This is a genomic window from Paraburkholderia sp. GAS199, from assembly GCF_050436585.1.
GTDB lineage: Bacteria > Pseudomonadota > Gammaproteobacteria > Burkholderiales > Burkholderiaceae > Paraburkholderia.
Genome location: NZ_JBNDMM010000007.1, coordinates 1 through 18164, shown reverse-complemented (window position 1 = coordinate 18164; position 18164 = coordinate 1). Strand labels below are relative to the sequence as shown.

Below are 18164 nucleotides of genomic sequence, written 5' to 3'. Positions count from 1 at the left end.
CCGGCAAGCTCAGAACTGATCGTCCGACAAGGCCAGCACGCTCTCGCCGCCCTTCGCGGTGACGATCGACGCCTCGAGCGCCGACGCCTGCGCCAGCACATGCTCGGCATAGAACTGCGCGGTCGCGATCTTGGCGCCGTAGAACGACGGATCTTCGTCGCGTTTTGCCGCCGCGACCAGCAACGCGCGCGCCATCTGCCAGCCGCCCAGCACGACGCCGGCCAGCTTCAGATACGGCACACTGCCGGCGAACACCGCGTTCGGATCGCTCTTCGTATTCGCCACGACGAAATCGACCACGGCGCTCAACGAGTCGTGACCCAGCGCCAGATATTTCTTCATCGATGCAAACGCGGGACCTTGCTGCGAACCGAGCGCTTCGACCGTTTCCGCGACGCCGGCCAGCAGCGCCTTCGCGACCTTGCCGCCGTCGCGAACGGTCTTGCGGCCGATCAGGTCGTTGGCCTGAATCGCGGTGGTGCCTTCGTAAATCGGCAGAATGCGTGCGTCGCGATAGTACTGCGCCGCGCCGGTTTCTTCGATGAAACCCATGCCGCCATGCACCTGCACGCCGAGGCTCGTCACGTCGATGGACAGCTCCGTGCTCCAGCCCTTCACGATCGGCACGAGGTATTCGTAGATGGCCTGATGCTCGGCGCGCTTCGCCTCGTCGGGATGACGGTGCGCGATGTCGCAATGCGACGCCGCCACATAGGCCAGCGCGCGCGACGCTTCGGTGAGTCCGCGCATGGTCGAGAGCATGCGGCGCACGTCCGGATGCTGGATGATCGCCACGGATTGCTTCGCCGTGCCGTCCACCGGACGGCTTTGCACGCGATCCTTCGCGTACGCGACGGCCTTCTGATACGCGCGATCCGACACGCCCACGCCTTGCATGCCCACGGCAAAACGCGCCGCGTTCATCATGATGAACATGTATTCGAGGCCGCGATTTTCCTCGCCGATCAGATGGCCGATCGCGCCGCCGTGATCGCCGAACTGCAACACGGCTGTCGGGCTCGCCTTGATGCCGAGCTTGTGTTCGATCGACACGCAATGCACGTCATTGCGCTCGCCGAGCGAACCGTCTTCGTTGACGAGGAACTTCGGCACGATGAATAGCGAAATGCCCTTCACGCCTTCCGGTGCATTCGGCGTGCGCGCCAGCACGAGATGGGCGATATTCGCCGCCATATCGTGCTCGCCCCACGTGATGAAAATCTTCGTGCCGAAAACCTTGAACGAGCCGTCGCCCTGCGGTTCGGCGCGCGTGCGCACCAGCGCCAGGTCGGAGCCGGCCTGCGGCTCGGTCAGGTTCATCGTGCCGGTCCACTCGCCCGAAATCAGCTTGGGCACGTAGGTCTGCTTTTGCGCTTCGGTGCCGGCCGTGAGCAGCGCTTCGATCGCGCCGTCGGTCAGCAACGGACACAGCGCGAAAGACAGGTTCGACGCGTTCAGCATCTCGACGCAAGGCGTGGCGATCAGCTTCGGTAAGCCCTGGCCTTCGTAATCGGTCGGATGCTGCACGCCTTGCCAGCCGCCTTCGGCGAACTGACGGAACGCCTCCTTGAAACCGGGCGTTGCGCTCACCACGCCGTCTTTCCAGCTGCTCGGATTGCGATCGCCTTCGACATTCAGCGGCGCCAGCACTTCACCGCACAGTTTCGCGGACTCTTCGAGCACGGCCTGCGCGGTGTCGAAATTCGCGTCTTCGAAGCCCGGCAGGCTCGCGATGTCGTCGAGACCGGCCAGCTCTTTCATCACGAACAGCATGTCCCTGATCGGCGCGTTATACATTTCAGTTCTCCTCCTGATTTTCGATAAAAAAAGGGCGCCGGACTACATAGGTCCCGCGCCCTTTGTTCATGGCCAGACGCCGCTTTCAATACGCGGCGCTGCGGCGCTTAGCCGAGTTCGCCGACCAGTTCCGGCACGACCGTGAACAGATCGCCGACGAGACCGTAATCGGCCACGCTGAAGATCGGCGCTTCCGGGTCCTTGTTGATCGCGACGATCACCTTCGAGTCTTTCATGCCGGCCAGATGCTGGATCGCACCCGAAATGCCGACCGCCACGTACAGTTGCGGCGCGACGATCTTGCCGGTCTGTCCGACCTGATAGTCGTTCGGCACGAAGCCCGCGTCCACTGCGGCGCGCGATGCGCCCAGCGCTGCGTTCAGCTTGTCGGCCAGCGGCTCCAGCACCTTGGTGTAGTTCTCGCCGTTGCCCAGACCGCGACCGCCCGACACGATGATCTTCGCCGACGTCAGTTCCGGACGGTCCAGCTTTGTCACTTCACGGCTTACGAACGACGAGATGCCGCTGTCTGCCGCGGCCTCGATCTTCTCGACCGCTGCGCTGCCGCCTTCGGCCGCCACGGCGTCGAAACCGGTCGAGCGCACCGTGATGACCTTGATCGGGTCAGCCGATTGCACCGTCGCGATGGCGTTGCCCGCGTAGATGGGGCGCTCGAACGTGTCAGCCGAATCGACTGCGGTGATGTCGCTGATCTGCGCGACGTCGAGCTTCGCGGCGACACGCGGCGCGATGTTCTTGCCGTACGCCGTTGCCGGCGCGAGGATGTGCGTGTAGTCCTTCGCGATGTTCAGCACCGTGGCTTCCACGTTTTCCGCGAGACCCGCTTCGAGTTGCGGCGCGTCGGCCAGCAATACCTTCGACACGCCTGCGATCTTCGCTGCCGCGTCGGCCGCTGCCTGCGCGTTGTGACCGGCGACCAGCACGTGAATATCGCCACCGATCTTCTGCGCCGCTGCAATCGTGTTCAGCGTCGCGGCCTTGATGGACGCGTTATCGTGTTCTGCAATTACCAGATTCGTCATTTTGTCTCGCTCCCTCACAGCACCTTGGCTTCGGTCTTCAGCTTCTCGACCAGCGTCTTCACGTCCGGCACCTTCACACCGGCGGAGCGCTTGGGCGGCTCGGCGACTTTCAGCGTTTTCAGGCGCGGTGCAACGTCGACACCGAGGTCTTCCGGCTTGATCGTTTCCAGCGGCTTCTTCTTCGCCTTCATGATGTTCGGCAGCGTGACGTAGCGCGGCTCGTTCAGGCGCAGGTCGGTGGTGACCACGGCCGGCAGCGTGAGCGACAGCGTCTCAGCACCGCCATCCACTTCACGCGAAACAGTAGCTTTACCGTCAGCCACGACAACCTTCGACGCGAACGTCGCCTGCGGCAGGTTAGCCAACGCGGCGAGCATCTGGCCGGTCTGGTTCGAATCGTCGTCGATGGCCTGCTTGCCCAGGATGATCAGCTGCGGCTGTTCCTTGTCGACCAGCGCCTTGAGCAGCTTGGCGACCGCCAGCGGCTGCAGCTCTTCGGACGACTCGATCAGGATCGCGCGGTCCGCGCCAATGGCCAGCGCCGTGCGCAGCGTTTCCTGCGACTGCGTCACACCCGCCGACACGGCGATCACTTCCGTTGCCACGCCCGCTTCTTTCAGGCGCACGGCCTCTTCAACCGCGATTTCGTCGAACGGATTCATCGACATCTTCACGTTCGCGATGTCGACACCCGTGCCGTCCGATTTCACACGGACTTTCACGTTGTAGTCGACCACTCTCTTGACTGGCACCAGGATTTTCATGCACACGCTCCAAAGTTACGAATACGTCAACCCGACGAACATTATAACGACTGCCCTTTCGCGGCAGCCTTCTCGCGGGCGCTTTAGCAGGAGGATATCGCTCCTCAGTTGCGTGACGGCAATATCGAACGGTCGTTCTATTTTAATCCCGAAAAAACCCGGGCGACAACCCCGGGTTCCGACATTCGACTCTAATTCGCATTGCCGTCGTGTCTTTTCATGTGAAAACAGCCGCTCAACCGGCCGCTGACCGGCTTACCAGGCCGTAATGACCGCGCCACCGAACTTGTTCTCGATGAACTGCTTCACTTCCGGCGAATGATACGCCGCGACCAGCTTGGCGACCCACGGCTTGTTTTTGTCGGCTTCGCGGATCGCGATGATGTTCACGTACGGACCCTTCGGGTCTTCGATCGCGATGGCGTCCTGCTTCGGCTTCAGGCCGGCTTCCATCGCGAAGTTCGTGTTGATCGCGGCGGCATCCACGTCGTTCAGCGAACGCGGAATCTGTGCGGCGTCCAGTTCGACGATCTTCAGCTTCTTCGGGTTATCGACGATATCGAGCGGCGTCGCCTTCAGGCCCGCGTCGGCGCGCAACTTCAGGAGCCCCTGCTTCTGCAGCAACAGAAGTGCCCGGCCGCCGTTGGTCGGGTCGTTCGGCACGGCGATCTTCGAACCCGGCTGCAACTCGGCCAGCGTCTTGATCTTCTTCGAGTAGATGCCCATCGGGTACGTCACGGTGTCGGCAATGCGGATCAGCTTGTAGCCGCGATCCTTGACCTGCGCCTGCAAGTACGGGTCGTGCTGGTAGCTGTTCGCGTCGAGATCGCCGCCGGCGAGCGCCGCGTTCGGCTGCACGTAATCCGAGAATTCGACGATCTTGATGTTCAGACCGCTCTTCGCGGCGACCGTCTTCACGACTTCCATGATCTGCGCGTGCGGGCCACCGGTCACACCGACCTTGATGGTGTCGTCGGCGCGAGCCGTGGTAGCGGCGGCGAAGAGCGATGCGGCGCCGAGCGTGGCGGCCAGCTTGAGAATGAAGCGACGTTGCATGATGGACCTTTCCAAACCTGTTGATTTGCCGGGCTGTGACAGCCCTGTTTTATTTATGGCTCAAACGACGCACGAGCCAATCCCCGAACGACTGCACCAGTTGCACGAACACGATCAGAATCACCACGACCGTGAGCATGACTTCCGGCAGGAAACGCTGATACCCGTAACGGATGCCCAGATCGCCCAGACCGCCGCCGCCGATCGCGCCGGCCATCGCCGAGTAGCCGACCAGCGAAACGAACGTGATCGTCAGGCCGGCGACCACGCCCGGCAACGATTCCGGCAGCAGCACCTTGAAGACGATCTGGCTGGTCGTCGCGCCCATTGCCTGCGCGGCTTCGATCAGTCCGCGGTCCACTTCGCGCAGGGCCGTCTCGACCAGACGCGCGATGAACGGCGCGGCGGCGATCGTGAGCGGCACCACCGCAGCCGCCGTTCCGATCGACGAACCCACCACCAGACGCGTGAACGGAATCACCGCGACCAGCAAAATGATGAACGGCGTCGAGCGCACTGCGTTGACGATCACACCCATCACACGATTCACGGCGATGTTCTGCAGCACCCCCTGACGGTCCGTCAGATACAGCAGCACGCCGAGCGGCAAACCGACCGCCGCGCCGACCAGTCCGGAAATGCCCACCATCACGAGCGTTTCCCAGAACGACTGGACGAACATATCGAACATTTCACTCAACATACGAGAGCTCCTCTACCACCACACCCTGTTCGCGCAGATACGTCAGCGCCTGCGCCACCTTCGTCGGTTCGCCGCCCGCCAGCACGGCGAGCGAGCCGAACGCCTGCCCCTGAATCTCGTCGATCTGGCCGTGCAGGATGTTGAAATCGAGTTCGTAGCGGCGGATCGTCTCCGACAGGATCGGCTGGTCGACGCCCGAACCGGTGAAGGCAAGGCGCAGCAGGTGGCCGCTACCGGTCTTCAGACGTTCGGCGACGCGCGCCTTCATCGCGGGCGGAAGTTCCTGCGCGATCACGTCGCCGATCAACGCGCGCGTAACGTCATGATGCGGCTGCAGGAACACGTCGATGACCTTGCCCTCTTCGACCACGCGGCCGGCGTCCAGCACCGCGACGCGGTCGCAGACCTGCTTGATCACGTCCATCTGGTGCGTGATCAGCACGATGGTGAGGTTCAGTTCGCGGTTGATGCGCTTGAGCAGTTCGAGAATCGAGCGCGTGGTTTCCGGATCGAGCGCCGAGGTCGCCTCGTCCGAGAGCAACACCTTCGGCTTGCTGGCAAGCGCGCGCGCAATGCCGACGCGCTGCTTCTGTCCACCGCTGATCTGCGCCGGAAAGCGATCTTTCTGCGCCGACAGCCCGACCAGTTCGAGCAGCGGCAGCACGTTGGCCTCGATCTCGTCGCGCTTCATGCCGGCCAGTTCGAGCGGCAACGCGACGTTCTCGTAGACCGTGCGCGAGGACAGCAGGTTGAAGTGCTGGAAGATCATGCCGATCTCGCGACGCGCCTCGCGCAGTTGCGCGGCCGGCAGCGTCGTCAGATCGCGGCCGTTGACGACGATGTTGCCTTCGGTCGGACGCGTCAGCAGGTTGATGGTACGCACGAGCGTACTCTTGCCCGCGCCGCTGCGTCCGATGATGCCGAACACTTCGCCCGCCGGAATCGACAGATTGACGTTGTGCAGCGCCTCGACCCAGCCCCGGGGCCCAGGAAAGCGCTGAGAGATATTGCGTATTTCGATCATGGAAAAACGAAACGGCGGAGTTGCCCGGCGAGCGTCATGCGCTCCCGACAAGCGGCCGCCGTTGCTTTATTGGGATTTGAGCCCGCGATTCTACCGCAGCGTCGACATTCCCTTTAATAATCAATTACGATCTTTTCATAACCTGAGGGTATTAGAGGCTCAGCCAAGCCGGATCGCTCGCGCGGCGGCTCGCGCTGCGTCTATGATCGGGCGACAAAAACTGCATATCTGGCGGCTATGGAAATATCGCAAACGAGCAAGGCGGACCCCAACGCGGGTGGCTCCAAAAACAGCATGTCGCAGCGCTCGACGGTCACGACGAGCGACGGCGTGAACTTGCCGCTGTACCGCTGGCCGGCGGCGGCGCCGACGCGCGCCACGGTCGCGCTGCTGCACGGACTCGCCGAGCACGCCGGCCGTTATGCGGCACTGGCAGCGCGCCTGAACGCAGCCGGCATCGAACTGGTCGCCGTCGATCTGCGCGGTCACGGAAATGCGCCCGGCAAACGCGCTTATGTCGGCCGCTTCGATCAGTATCTGCTGGACGCGCAGGCGTTGCTCGACGCCGCCGCGCAAAGTTGCGCCCCGCTCTTCCTGATGGGGCACAGCATGGGCGGCGCGATCGCCGCGCTGTACGCGATCGAACGGCTCGACGCGAGCGGACGGCGGCTGAGCGGACTGATTCTGTCGAGTCCCGCACTGGCGCCGGGGCGCGACGTGCCGGTCTGGATGCTGAAGCTGAGCCAGGTCATCAGCCGCGTCTGGCCGACCTTCCCGGCGATGAAAATAGACGTGAAGTTGCTGTCCCGGCTCGAACCCGTGGTGAACGCCAACCTCCGCGATCCGCTGGTGCATCACGATTCGATTCCGGCGCGTACTGGCGCCGAAATCCTGCTCGCGATGGCGCGAATCGAGCGCGGCCGCGCCGGCTTGCGCGTCCCGCTGCTGGTCTACCACGGCACCGCCGACAAGCTCACCGAACCCGACGGCAGCCGCGCGTTCGGCGCGCACGCAGGCTCGCCGGACAAGACGCTCACGCTGCACGAAGGCAGCTATCACGAGACGATGAACGACATCGACCGCGACAAGGTGATCGGGGAACTGATTGCGTGGATCGAAGCGCGTCTGCCGAGAGCCTGAACGACGCGCGAATCTAGCGCTTCCAGCCGGGCGGCCGTTTGTCGATGAACGCCTGCACGCCTTCGAGCGCGGATTCGTCCATCATGTTGCAGGCCATGGTTTGGCCCGCCAGTTGATAGGCGGCTTCGATGCCCATTTCGAGCTGGCGGTAGAACAGCCCTTTGCCCGCGCTGACAGCCTCGACCGGTTTGGCGCAGATGCTCGCCGCGAGCTTCGCCACTTCGGCGTCGAGCGCGTCCATCGGCACGACGCGGTTGATCAGGCCTTCGCGCTTCGCGCCCACGGCGTCGATGAAGTCGCCGGTCAGCAGCATTTCCAGCGCCGCCTTGCGCGACAGGTTGCGCGACAGCGGCACCGACGGCGTCGCGCAGAAAAGCCCAAGATTGACGCCGGACACGGCGAAGCGCGCGGTGTCGGCGGCAACGGCCAGATCGCACATGGCCGCCAGTTGGCAACCGGCCGCCGTGGCGATGCCGTGCACGCGCGCGATCACCGGCTGCGGCATGCGCTGGATCGTGAGCATCAGCTTCGTACAGCGCGCAAAGAGACTTTGGTAATAAGCGAGCGACGGCTCCGCGCGCATTTCCTTGAGATCGTGACCCGCACAGAAAGCGCGGCCCGCGCCGCCGATCACGATCACGCGCGTACTGGTTTGCGCGAGGTCGGCAAGCGCGGTTTGCAAGGCGTCGAGCAACGCTTCGGAGAGCGCATTGAACGCCTCGGGACGGTTCATCGTGACGGACACGACGCCCGGCACGCCGTATGCGTCGTGCGCAATCTCGACCAGTGAAGCAACGCGGTTTTCGGCATTCATGGCTCGACTGTCCTCATGGCATTTTTTATCGCGCGCGGCTCAGATGCCGGCCAGCGAACGCACGTGGGCGACCACGCTGCGCCCGAGCGCCGACAGGTTGTAGCCGCCCTCCAGACAACTGACGATGCGCCCGCGTGCATAGCGTTTCGCGATCTCGCGCATCTGGTCGGTGATCCACGTGTAGTCGTCTTCGACCAGTCCCATGTTGCCGAGATCGTCCTCGCGATGGGCGTCGAAACCCGCCGAGATGAACAGCATCTCCGGCTTGAATTCGTGCAGACGCGGCAGCCACAGCATATCCACCGCCTCGCGCACCGCCATGCCTTTCGAGCGCGCCGGCATCGGCACGTTGCACATGTTCGGCGCCTGATTGTCGGCGCCCGTGAACGGATAAAACGGATGCTGGAAGATGCTGCACATCAGCACGCGCGGGTCGCCGGAGAAAGCCGCCTCGGTGCCGTTACCGTGATGCACGTCGAAGTCGATGATGGCGACACGCTGCAGGCCGTGCACGTCGAGCGCGTGGCGTGCGGCGATCGCGACATTGTTGAAAAAGCAGAAGCCCATGGCGCGCGCCGGCTCGGCGTGGTGGCCGGGCGGCCGCACGCTGCAGAACGCGTTGTCGTAGCGGCCTTCGATCACGGCGTCGGTGGCGGCCACGGCGGCGCCCGCGGCGCGCAGCGCGGCCTGCCAGGTGTGCGGGTTCATCGTGGTGTCGGGATCGATCTCCGCCATGCCTTCTTCGGGCGAGCGGCTGCGAATGTAGTCGACGTGCGCCTGGGTATGCACGCGCAGCAGCGCGGCTTCGTCGGCGAGCGGCGGCGACTCGCGTTCGATCAGCGAATCGATCCGGCTTGCGATCAGTTGATCTTCGATCGCCTGCAAACGCGCGGGACACTCGGGATGCCAGTGTCCCATGTCGTGCAGCAGACAATCGGCGTGGGAATAGAAGCCTGTTGCCATGAGTCTCTTCTGCGGCGCGTCGCCTTCGGGCGCGCGCGGCGTGTCTCCATCCAGGGGCGCACACACGGGGTGCGCCAACACTCGTCAAGTTACCACACGAATTACGTCGACACGTACGCCGTGACGTGCCTGGCACAGTTTTGCGCAGGGGCGTCGGGTATACTGCCCCGTACCGTTTTTCCCCTGTCTCTTTCGCACTGCGCCCCAGCTCACTATGACCGTCAAGCTTGCTCTGTCTGCACGAAACCGGCTACGCATGAAAACCGTGGCTGCCGTACTCTCCGTCGCATCGTGCATGTTCATGGCAACCAGTCCCGCAACGGCGCAGACCGTCGGCAAAAAACCGCCGCTGCTGCTCGCGCAAAGCCAGCCGCAATCGGCCGTGCCGCAAGGCCAGACGTTCGAGGAAGAGATCATCCCGCAGCGTTACGCCAACAATCCGGATGTCGACGCGTTCATCAACGACCTGTCCGCGCGCTACGATTTCGACGAAGCCTCGCTGCACGCGCTCTTCGCTCGCGTGAGCTATTCGGCAACCGCGGTCAAGCTCGTCACGCCGTCACCGTCGCCGTCCGTGAAAAACTGGCGCGCGTATCAATCGCGTTTTCTCGACCAGGTGCGCATCAACGCCGGCGTGCGTTTCTGGCGCGCCAACCAGGCCACGCTGCAACGCGCTTATGAAGAGTTCGGCGTGCCGCCGGAAGTGATCGTCGGCATCATCGGCGTGGAGACGATTTACGGCCGCTTCATGGGCAACTTCCGCGTGCTCGACGCGCTCACCACGCTCAGCTTCGACTATCCGAACACGGCCAATCGCGCGGACCGTCAGGCAACCTTCCGCAAGAATCTCGAAGACTACCTGGTGTGGACGCGCGATTCGCAGATCGATCCCACCACGGTGCTCGGCTCCTACACCGGCGCGATCGGCATTCCGCAATTCCTGCCGAGCAGCATCGTGCAATACGCGGTGAGCTACGACGGCAACAAGCAAATCGATCTGCGCACGAGCCAGGCCGACGCAATCGGCAGCGTGGCGAATTATCTGCGTCAGAACGGCTGGGAAAACGGCCGGCCGGTGGTCTGGAAAATTGGCACGGACGCGGGCAGCCTCGGCGTCGCACAAGCCGCAGCCGATGGTCAGCCGGAACCTCACTGGCAACTGCAGCAGCTGCTGAGTGCAGGTTTGCTGCTGAACGAGCCGGGTGTCGACATCGCGTCGGAAGCCGGTACGCCGGTCACGGTGGTCGATCTGCCCACGCCCGGACGCGGCACCGAATTCAAGCTCGGTCTAAAAAATTTCTACGTGCTGACGCGCTACAACCGCAGCTTCTTTTACGCTCTCGCGGTTTATCAACTCGGCGAGCGCGTCAAGGCGCAGATGCTGGCGAACGACGCGGCGAATGCCGGCAGCAACGCAGCTGCCGCACCGGCAGCCGCTTCGCAGTAAGCAAACTGCGCAAGCATGCGAGCCACGTAAAAAAAGCGCCAATCGGCGCTTTTTTTATTGGCTGTCGCAGTGCGGACGAACCGCCTGCCAGAGCACAGCTTATGCCGGAAACACGCCCGTCGAGAGATAACGGTCGCCGCGATCGCATACGATAAACACGATCGTCGCGTTCTCGACCTGACGCGCCACACGTAACGCCACTTCGCACGCGCCGCCCGACGAGATGCCGGCGAAAATGCCTTCGACCGACGCCATGCGCCGTGCCATCGCTTCCGCGGCGGCCTGACTCACGTTCTCCACGCGATCCACGCGGCTACGGTCGAAGATTTTCGGCAAATAGGCTTCCGGCCATTTGCGGATGCCCGGAATACGCGAGCCTTCTTCCGGTTGCGCACCAATGATCTCGATCTGCGGATTCTGTTGCTTCAGGTAAGTCGACACGCCCATGATCGTGCCGGTGGTGCCCATGGACGAGACGAAGTGCGTGAGGCGCCCTTCGGTATCGCGCCACAATTCCGGCCCCGTGCCTTCGACGTGCGCCGCCGGATTGTCCGGATTCGCGAACTGGTCGAGGATGATGCCCTTGCCTTCGCGTTGCATCTGCTCGGCGAGATCGCGTGCGTATTCCATGCCGCCGGTGACCGGCGTGAGGACGATCTGCGCGCCGTACGCCGCCATGCTCTGACGACGTTCCACCGACAGGTCTTCCGGCATGATCAGCACCATCTTGTAGCCGCGAATGGCCGCTGCCATGGCAAGCGCGATACCGGTGTTGCCGCTGGTCGATTCGATGAGCGTGTCGCCCGGCTTGATACGTCCGCGCGCTTCGGCTTTCTTGATCATCGACAACGCCGGGCGGTCTTTCACCGAGCCAGCCGGGTTGTTGCCCTCGAGCTTCGCGAGAATCACGTTATTGCGGCTGCGGATTTCGTCGTCGGGAAGCCGGACGAGCTGGACGAGCGGCGTATTGCCGATCGTGTCTTCAATCGTTTTGTAAGCCATAGCGGTTCTGGTGCCGTCGATGCGGGGAGTCTCGAATCCATCGATTCTAAACCACCGTGCGTGCGGCTGCCGTGCGGCCCTTCTGCCCGCATGGATGCAGACGATCTGATGTCTCCGTTGGGCGTATGCGCGCGTCGCTCGGGTCGCGCTCGATGTCATTCACGTTCGACGCAGCCGCCCTGCTCACGTCACGCAAAAAGCCCGCGGGTGAGTACCGCGGGAGTCAGTCAAGTGCATGACAGCTGAAGGAGTGTTCTTGCCGACTCCGACCATGAAGGGGAACAACGATGGCGAACCGCGCGCGGCTGACCACACCCGCGCGCAGCCCGCTTGCTTACTTCTTCACCGCCACTGTGGTGCTGCTCTTTGGCGCGGCGGATGAACCGGACGTAGCGGCCGGGCCTTTGGCCTGTGCAGACGCCGCAGTTTGCGCGTTAGCAGCCGCGCCAGCCGGACCGACAGCGAGACCCTCCGCCTGCAGGCGCTCGACGGTATGCCCGCCCATGCCCTTGACGCGCTTGCCGAGGTCGGCCGGGTCTTTGAACGGACCATGCGCGGAACGCTCGTCGAGAATGGCTTTCGCTTTGGCGGGACCGATGCCCTTGATTCCGCGCAATGCGTCTTCGTTAGCCGTGTTGACATCGACCGCCGCGTACGCGTGACCGAAAGCGGCGAGCATGGCCGCGGTAACCAGAATTTTTCGAAACATATGGAATCTCCCTCGTACAACCGGTTGGCGACCATCACCAACCGGGAGATTCCAGTTTAAAGAGGTATCCGAAGGATTTACACCTGGCCGAATAGCCAACGCACGTAGCGATCGACGCCTTCCTGCACGCTCAAAAACGGCGCCTCGTAGCCGGCCGCGCGCAGTTTGGTGAGGTCCGCTTGCGTGAAGCATTGATACTTGCCACGCAGTGCGTCCGGAAACTGGATGTATTCGATCAGCCCGCGTTGCACCTGCTCGGCCAGCGACAACGGTGCTTCGTTGTTCAGCGAGCGCAGCGAGTTGACCACGGTGCTGGCGATGTCGTTGAACGGTTGAGCGCGGCCGCTGCCGAGGTTGAAGATGCCGGACTTCTCGGGATGATCGTAGAAGAACAGGTTCACCTTCACGACGTCTTCAACGGAGACGAAATCGCGCGTCTGCTCGCCTGCGGCATAGCCGTTGTACTCGCCGAACAGCTTGACCTTGCCCTCGGCACGGAACTGGTTGAAGTTGTGAAACGCCACCGACGCCATGCGCGCCTTGTGCGTTTCGCGCGGACCGTACACGTTGAAGTAACGGAAGCCGGCAATCTGGCTTTTCGCGGACGGCAGCACGCGGCGAATCACCTGGTCGAACAGGAATTTCGAATAGCCGTACACGTTGAGCGGCTGCTCGACTTCGCGCTCTTCCACGAAGCGGCTCGAACCGCCGTAGGTGGCGGCCGACGACGCATACAGAAACTGGATGTTCTGCGCGAGACACGCTTCGAGCACGTCCTGGCTGTAACGGAAGTTGTTTTCCATCATGTAGCGGCCGTCGGTTTCCATCGTGTCCGAGCAGGCGCCTTCGTGGAAAATCGCGCGTACCTTGCCGAAGTCGCCGCGCTGGAAACGTGCGACGAATTCGGTCTTGTCGAGGTAGTCGTCGATCTCACAATCGACGAGATTCTTGAATTTATCGGCGCGCGTGAGGTTGTCCACGGCGATGATGCGTTGTTCGCCGCGCTCGTTGAGCGCCTTCACGAGATTGCTGCCGATAAAACCGGCCGCGCCGGTGACGATGACAGTCATGATGATCCTGCGGTAATGAGCTTTGCACGGGATCGAAGCCGGCGCGAAAGCGTGAACGCGCTAACTTCGATCGACCAGTGCCGTTGACGTCGCACGGTTTCAGCCCTCGCGGTTCGGCTTGATGCGCGAGCTTGAAACCGGCGGCCCGAATCAGTGAAAAAGTTCGTCGTAATCGACCGTGGCGGTGCCGAGTTTGCCGACCACGATGCCCGCCGCACGGTTCGCGAGGCCAACCGCTTCGACCAGCGTCAAACCCGCGCCCAGCATGGCCGCCAGCGTGGCGATCACGGTGTCGCCCGCGCCCGAGACATCATACACTTCGCGTGCGACGGCCGAGGCGTGCAGGATGCCGTCGTCGGAGAAGAGCGTCATGCCCTCTTCCGAGCGCGTCAGCAACAGCGCCTTGAACTCGAGATCGGCACGCAGGCGCGTCACGCGCGCAATCAGATCGTCTTCCGATTTCCACTGCCCCACCACCTCGCGCAATTCCGCGCGGTTCGGCGTGATGAGCGTGGCGCCGCGGTAGCGTTCCCAGTCGTCGCCTTTCGGGTCGACCAGCACCGGCTTGCCCGCCGCATGCGCCTTTGCGATCATCTGCGTGACGTGGGTCAGACCGCCCTTCGCGTAGTCGGACATCAGGATCACGTCGTGCGACGGCAGCAGTTCGTCGAAACGCGCCAGACCGGCGAGCAGTACTTCGTGCGCCGGCGTATTTTCGAAGTCCACACGCAGCAATTGCTGCTGACGCGACAGAACGCGCAGCTTGATCGTGGTGAGCAGATCGGGGTCGCGCTCCAGATGCGGCGCCACGCCGCTTTCGTCGAGCAGTTGTACGATGCGCTCGCCCGGTTCGTCGTGACCGACCACACACAGCAAGCCCGCCTGCGCGCCGAGCGCCACTGCGTTGCGCGCCACGTTAGCGGCGCCGCCGAGGCGGTCTTCCTGACGCTGCACGTGCACGACTGGCACGGGTGCTTCCGGCGAGATACGGTTAACATCGCCGAACCAGTAGCGATCGAGCATCACGTCGCCGACGACGAGCACGCGCGCCGCGCCGAGTTGCGCCCGCGGGACGACGGTGAGTTCGGGCGCCGTCACGGACGGACTGGCCTCAGACCTGGCTGGAGACATGGGTCGGAAGTTCAGTGGGTTGGGCATAGGGGCGTCCGATCGAGTGGTAGTCGATGCCGAGTTCGGTCATCGCGTCCGGCTCGTAAAGATTGCGGCCGTCGAAAATCAGCGGCGACTTCAGCACCGATTTCAGATGGACGAAATCCGGGCTCTTGAATTCCTTCCATTCGGTGACGACCACCAGCGCGTCTGCGTCGGTGAGCGTTTCGTCCTGGGTACTCGTGAACGTCAGACGGGCGAGCTGGTCGGGTGCGTCGTGAAGATCGAGCGCGAACACACGGCGTGCTTCGGTCACCGCGACCGGGTCGTAGGCGCGCACTTTGGCGCCGCGCGCCAGCAGTTCGGCAATCACACGACGGCTCGGTGCTTCGCGCATGTCGTCGGTATTCGGCTTGAATGCGAGGCCCCACACGGCGAACGTGTGACCGCTCAGATCCTGGCCGAGCTTCTCCGTGATCTTGTGCACGAGTACGTCTTTCTGCTTGTAGTTCACTTCCTCGACCGCTTCGAGGATGCGCAGATTGTGGCCGGTTTCGCTCGCCGTGCGGATCAGCGCCTGCACGTCTTTCGGGAAACACGAACCGCCGTAGCCGCAACCGGCATACAGGAAGTGATAGCCGATGCGCGGATCGGAGCCGATGCCGCGGCGTACCGCTTCGATATCCGCGCCCACGCGATCCGCCAGATTCGACATCTCGTTCATGAACGAGATGCGCGTGGCGAGCATGGCGTTGGCCGCGTACTTGGTGAACTCGGCCGAGCGCACGTCCATATACAGCGTGCGTTCGTGATTGCGGTTGAACGGCGCGTAGAGACGCTTCATCAGCTCGCGCGCGCGCAGGCCGGCTTCATCTTCGTCGCTGCCGAGCACGATGCGATCGGGGCGCATGAAATCGTCGACGGCGGCGCCTTCCTTCAGAAACTCGGGATTCGAGACCACCGAGAACTGATGCTGCGCGCTGCCGGCGAGGCCACGCGTAGCCAGCTCTTCCTCGACCACGGCGCGCACGCGCTGCGCCGTGCCGACCGGCACCGTCGATTTATCGACGATCACCTTGAAGCCGTTCATCGTGCGGCCGATATTGCGCGCGGCCTCGAGCACGTATTGCAGGTCGGCGGAACCGTCTTCGTCAGGCGGCGTGCCGACCGCGATGAACTGCACGTCGCCGTGCGCCACGCTCGCTTCGATATCCGTCGAAAACGTGATGCGGCGCGCGGCCCGCGTGCGCTTGATGATTTCCTGCAATCCCGGTTCGTGAATGGGCACGCCACCGTTATTCAGAATCTCGATCTTGCGGGGATCGACGTCGAGACAGAAAACGTCGTGGCCGATTTCGGCGAGGCACGCGCCAGTGACGAGGCCGACATAGCCCGTGCCGATAATGGTGATTTTCATACGCTTTCCGGTAGAAGGTTCCGGTGATGAATCCCGGTGGTGATGCCGGTTATGAACACAGCGCAGGGTCCGCGCGCGGACGGCGCATTGCCGCCCCTACGCTGGATTCGCCGCGCAACCTCTGTCGCGACGGTCGACACCGCGGCGGTTCCTGCGGCGTCAGCTCGACGCCGTGATCGGTTCCACGCGACGCGGTGCATAGGTTTCCCAACCGCTGCAGCCGGGGCACTGCCAATAGAACAGACGCGCCCTGAAACCGCAATTCTGGCACGTATACCGTGGCAGATTTTTGGTGCGCTGCCGGATCAGGGTGCGCATCAGTTCGAGCTCGCTGCGACGCGGCTCTTCGGCGACGGCCTGCTGCGCCTCGAGCAGACGCGTCATGCCGGCCAGATTCGGCGACTTCTGCATCTGGCTGCGCGCCAGCGCGTGAGCGGCATCCGGGCCACGCAACGCCGCGACGTGCTGATAGGCGATGTCGAGCAGGTCGTTGGTCGGATAGCGGTCCACCCAGGTGGTGAGCAGATCGGCGCCGTCCTGAGGCCGGCCGAGCGCCTCGTATGCCTTCATCAGCTTTTCCGCGACGAGCGGCAGATACGAGGCATTCTGCTCCTCGACACGCAGCCATTGCGTAATCGCGGCTTCGTGTGCGCCGCCGACTGCGTCGACATCGCCGAACAGGATCGTCGCGCGCACGTTGGTCGGATTGGCTTTCAACGCCAGACCGAGTTGCCGGCGCGCTTCGTCCGCGTTCTTCTGCTGCAGGGCTTCCTGCGCAAGCTCACAGTGGAACTGCGCGATTTCCTTGTCGAGCGATTCGGCGCCCATTGTTTCGAGATGACGCGCGGTGTCGATCGACTTGACCCAGTCTTTCTCGATTTCGTAGATGGTCAGCAGCGCCCGCTGTGCGCCGAGCGCGTAGTCCCCGCTTTCGAGCGAGCGGAAGGTTTCTTCGGCGCGATCGAGCAGGCCGGCTTTCAGGAAGTCCTGCCCCAGTTCGTAGAGCGCGTGATCGCGTTCCGTGACCGGCAGGTCGGCGCGGCTCAGCAGATTCTGGTGCACGCGGATCGCGCGATCGGTCTCGCCACGACGACGGAACAGGTTGCCCAGCGCGAAGTGCAACTCGACCGTTTCGGGGTCGAGCTTGACGACCTCGATGAACGCATCGATCGCCTGGTCAGGTTGCTCGTTGAGCAGGAAATTCAGGCCGCGGAAATACGAACGCGGCAGGTTGGCGCTCTCGGACAGCAGCGTCTTGAGGTCGTAACGCGCGGCCATCCAGCCGAACGCGAAAGCGACGGGTATGACGAGCAGCCACCAGAAGTCTAGATCCATGCGATTAATGCAAACGAAACGGAAGGCAACAACGAAGGGCCGCGCGTTGACTCGCGCGGCAGAAGGAAACTTAGATCAGCGGCGGCATGGGCGGCGTCTCGACCACGGCCGGTGTCTCGCGCGCCACACGCAATTCGCGCTTGAGCCGACCGTTTTCCATACGCAGGCGCACCGTAGCAGGCACCGACGACACCAGCCCGGCCAACAATCCCACCACGAAGAAGGCGAGGCCGATCAGGATAAGCGGCGCAGGCCAGGAGTAGCCGGCGAGGAAATTCAGCGTAGCAGGTTGCGTATTGGAGAGTGCCAGCACGAGCAGCAGCACGAATACCAGTACACGGATCAGCCAGACGATAAATTTCATGTATAGATCTCTTCACGGCAGTTGCGGGATGACGCCGGCCTGATGACGCGTCGCGCCACGGTGTTGCCCGCGCCGAAGTGACCCGTATTGTAATTGAAGCCCTCGCGGCTGGGCAGGAACTGGCAAATGCGGGACTTACGCGAGATTTATGCCGCGACGTCGGGATGTGGCGAGGGACGTGCTGCGGGCGGGTCGAAGAGGCGCGGGGTGGTGATGCTGGCCGCGTGTGGAACGCGGTGGTGCGGGGTATTGGCGGGCGTTGTGGCTGTAGCGGCCTTTTCGTGAGCGCGCGCTTGGCTTGATGCGGAGTAGCTTGGCTTGGCTTGGCTTGGCTTGGCTTGGCTTGGCTTGGCTTGGCTTGGCTTGGCTTGGCTTGGCTTGGCTTGGCTTGGCTTGGCTTGGCTTG

The 18164-nt window shown here is 63.2% G+C and carries 17 protein-coding genes; 2 read left to right on the top strand and 15 right to left on the bottom strand.

What is annotated here, in order from left to right; genetic code table 11:
- Window positions 1-9: 9 nt before the first annotated feature.
- From P3T18_RS24505 to P3T18_RS24480, 6 genes are all read right to left on the bottom strand, one after another.
- Complete coding sequence (locus P3T18_RS24505; RefSeq protein ID WP_429302572.1) at window positions 10-1797, bottom strand: acyl-CoA dehydrogenase; 1788 nt, start codon at window positions 1795-1797, stop codon at window positions 10-12.
- A 107-nt stretch (window positions 1798-1904) separates the two neighbouring features.
- Window positions 1905-2840: an electron transfer flavoprotein subunit alpha/FixB family protein gene (locus tag P3T18_RS24500; protein ID WP_429302571.1), complete on the bottom strand. Its 936-nt coding sequence runs from the start codon at window positions 2838-2840 to the stop codon at window positions 1905-1907.
- Between the two features lie 14 nt (window positions 2841-2854).
- On the bottom strand, window positions 2855-3604 hold the full coding sequence (locus tag P3T18_RS24495) for an electron transfer flavoprotein subunit beta/FixA family protein (protein ID WP_429302570.1): 750 nt from the start codon (window positions 3602-3604) through the stop codon (window positions 2855-2857).
- A 255-nt stretch (window positions 3605-3859) separates the two neighbouring features.
- Entirely contained in the window at window positions 3860-4660 is an 801-nt protein-coding gene (locus P3T18_RS24490; RefSeq protein ID WP_429302569.1) for a MetQ/NlpA family ABC transporter substrate-binding protein, read from the bottom strand.
- Window positions 4661-4709: 49 nt separating this feature from the next.
- Window positions 4710-5363, bottom strand: a complete 654-nt coding sequence (locus P3T18_RS24485) for a methionine ABC transporter permease (protein ID WP_064268517.1) — start codon at window positions 5361-5363, stop codon at window positions 4710-4712.
- Window positions 5353-6387: a methionine ABC transporter ATP-binding protein gene (locus tag P3T18_RS24480; RefSeq protein WP_429302568.1), complete on the bottom strand. Its 1035-nt coding sequence runs from the start codon at window positions 6385-6387 to the stop codon at window positions 5353-5355. The genes P3T18_RS24485 and P3T18_RS24480 overlap by 11 nt, the downstream gene beginning before the upstream one ends.
- A gap of 237 nt (window positions 6388-6624) precedes the next feature.
- On the opposite strand from P3T18_RS24480, the gene P3T18_RS24475 reads away from it, so the two are divergent.
- The gene (locus P3T18_RS24475; RefSeq protein WP_429302567.1) at window positions 6625-7527 is read left to right on the top strand and encodes a lysophospholipase; all 903 of its coding nucleotides are present in this window, start codon (window positions 6625-6627) and stop codon (window positions 7525-7527) included.
- A gap of 13 nt (window positions 7528-7540) precedes the next feature.
- Here P3T18_RS24475 and P3T18_RS24470 read toward each other — a convergent pair whose 3' ends face one another.
- Window positions 7541-8341, bottom strand: a complete 801-nt coding sequence (locus P3T18_RS24470; protein ID WP_429302566.1) for an enoyl-CoA hydratase — start codon at window positions 8339-8341, stop codon at window positions 7541-7543.
- A 39-nt stretch (window positions 8342-8380) separates the two neighbouring features.
- Entirely contained in the window at window positions 8381-9304 is a 924-nt protein-coding gene (locus P3T18_RS24465; protein ID WP_429302565.1) for a histone deacetylase family protein, read from the bottom strand.
- A 295-nt stretch (window positions 9305-9599) separates the two neighbouring features.
- On the opposite strand from P3T18_RS24465, the gene mltB reads away from it, so the two are divergent.
- Window positions 9600-10751, top strand: a complete 1152-nt coding sequence (gene mltB / locus P3T18_RS24460) for a lytic murein transglycosylase B (RefSeq protein WP_429302972.1) — start codon at window positions 9600-9602, stop codon at window positions 10749-10751.
- 99 nt (window positions 10752-10850) lie between these two features.
- On the opposite strand, the gene cysM is transcribed toward mltB, so the two are convergent.
- From cysM to P3T18_RS24425, 7 genes are all read right to left on the bottom strand, one after another.
- Complete coding sequence (gene cysM, locus P3T18_RS24455; protein WP_429302564.1) at window positions 10851-11753, bottom strand: cysteine synthase CysM; 903 nt, start codon at window positions 11751-11753, stop codon at window positions 10851-10853.
- A 334-nt stretch (window positions 11754-12087) separates the two neighbouring features.
- Window positions 12088-12462, bottom strand: a complete 375-nt coding sequence (locus P3T18_RS24450) for a ComEA family DNA-binding protein (RefSeq protein ID WP_429302563.1) — start codon at window positions 12460-12462, stop codon at window positions 12088-12090.
- Window positions 12463-12539: 77 nt separating this feature from the next.
- Entirely contained in the window at window positions 12540-13532 is a 993-nt protein-coding gene (gene rfaD, locus P3T18_RS24445) for an ADP-glyceromanno-heptose 6-epimerase (protein ID WP_429302562.1), read from the bottom strand.
- Window positions 13533-13682: 150 nt separating this feature from the next.
- A complete protein-coding gene (gene rfaE1 / locus P3T18_RS24440) occupies window positions 13683-14690 on the bottom strand; it encodes a D-glycero-beta-D-manno-heptose-7-phosphate kinase (RefSeq protein WP_429302561.1) in 1008 nt (335 codons plus the stop codon).
- Window positions 14644-16059, bottom strand: coding sequence for a UDP-glucose dehydrogenase family protein (locus tag P3T18_RS24435; protein WP_429302560.1), 1416 nt, complete (start codon window positions 16057-16059; stop codon window positions 14644-14646). Before P3T18_RS24435 ends, rfaE1 begins: the two co-directional genes overlap by 47 nt.
- Window positions 16060-16218: 159 nt before the next feature.
- Complete coding sequence (lapB, locus tag P3T18_RS24430) at window positions 16219-17394, bottom strand: lipopolysaccharide assembly protein LapB (protein ID WP_429302559.1); 1176 nt, start codon at window positions 17392-17394, stop codon at window positions 16219-16221.
- A gap of 70 nt (window positions 17395-17464) precedes the next feature.
- Window positions 17465-17758, bottom strand: coding sequence for a LapA family protein (locus tag P3T18_RS24425; RefSeq protein ID WP_429302558.1), 294 nt, complete (start codon window positions 17756-17758; stop codon window positions 17465-17467).
- Between the last annotated feature and the right edge of the window lie 406 nt (window positions 17759-18164).

Excerpts from the sequence above, each read along its gene's own strand:
- P3T18_RS24490 (WP_429302569.1), bottom strand. The coding sequence starts at position 4,660 with ATGCAACGTCGCTTCATTCTCAAGCTGGCCGCCACGCTCGGCGCCGCA.
- P3T18_RS24485 (WP_064268517.1), bottom strand. The coding sequence starts at position 5,363 with ATGTTGAGTGAAATGTTCGATATGTTCGTCCAGTCGTTCTGGGAAACG.
- lapB (WP_429302559.1), bottom strand. The coding sequence starts at position 17,394 with ATGGATCTAGACTTCTGGTGGCTGCTCGTCATACCCGTCGCTTTCGCG.
- P3T18_RS24465 (WP_429302565.1), bottom strand. The coding sequence starts at position 9,304 with ATGGCAACAGGCTTCTATTCCCACGCCGATTGTCTGCTGCACGACATG.
- mltB (WP_429302972.1), top strand. The coding sequence starts at position 9,600 with ATGTTCATGGCAACCAGTCCCGCAACGGCGCAGACCGTCGGCAAAAAA.
- P3T18_RS24450 (WP_429302563.1), bottom strand. The coding sequence starts at position 12,462 with ATGTTTCGAAAAATTCTGGTTACCGCGGCCATGCTCGCCGCTTTCGGT.
- rfaE1 (WP_429302561.1), bottom strand. The coding sequence starts at position 14,690 with ATGCCCAACCCACTGAACTTCCGACCCATGTCTCCAGCCAGGTCTGAG.
- P3T18_RS24500 (WP_429302571.1), bottom strand. The coding sequence starts at position 2,840 with ATGACGAATCTGGTAATTGCAGAACACGATAACGCGTCCATCAAGGCC.
- P3T18_RS24480 (WP_429302568.1), bottom strand. The coding sequence starts at position 6,387 with ATGATCGAAATACGCAATATCTCTCAGCGCTTTCCTGGGCCCCGGGGC.
- rfaD (WP_429302562.1), bottom strand. The coding sequence starts at position 13,532 with ATGACTGTCATCGTCACCGGCGCGGCCGGTTTTATCGGCAGCAATCTC.
- cysM (WP_429302564.1), bottom strand. The coding sequence starts at position 11,753 with ATGGCTTACAAAACGATTGAAGACACGATCGGCAATACGCCGCTCGTC.
- P3T18_RS24425 (WP_429302558.1), bottom strand. The coding sequence starts at position 17,758 with ATGAAATTTATCGTCTGGCTGATCCGTGTACTGGTATTCGTGCTGCTG.
- P3T18_RS24470 (WP_429302566.1), bottom strand. The coding sequence starts at position 8,341 with ATGAATGCCGAAAACCGCGTTGCTTCACTGGTCGAGATTGCGCACGAC.
- P3T18_RS24435 (WP_429302560.1), bottom strand. The coding sequence starts at position 16,059 with ATGAAAATCACCATTATCGGCACGGGCTATGTCGGCCTCGTCACTGGC.
- P3T18_RS24475 (WP_429302567.1), top strand. The coding sequence starts at position 6,625 with ATGGAAATATCGCAAACGAGCAAGGCGGACCCCAACGCGGGTGGCTCC.
- P3T18_RS24505 (WP_429302572.1), bottom strand. The coding sequence starts at position 1,797 with ATGTATAACGCGCCGATCAGGGACATGCTGTTCGTGATGAAAGAGCTG.
- P3T18_RS24495 (WP_429302570.1), bottom strand. The coding sequence starts at position 3,604 with ATGAAAATCCTGGTGCCAGTCAAGAGAGTGGTCGACTACAACGTGAAA.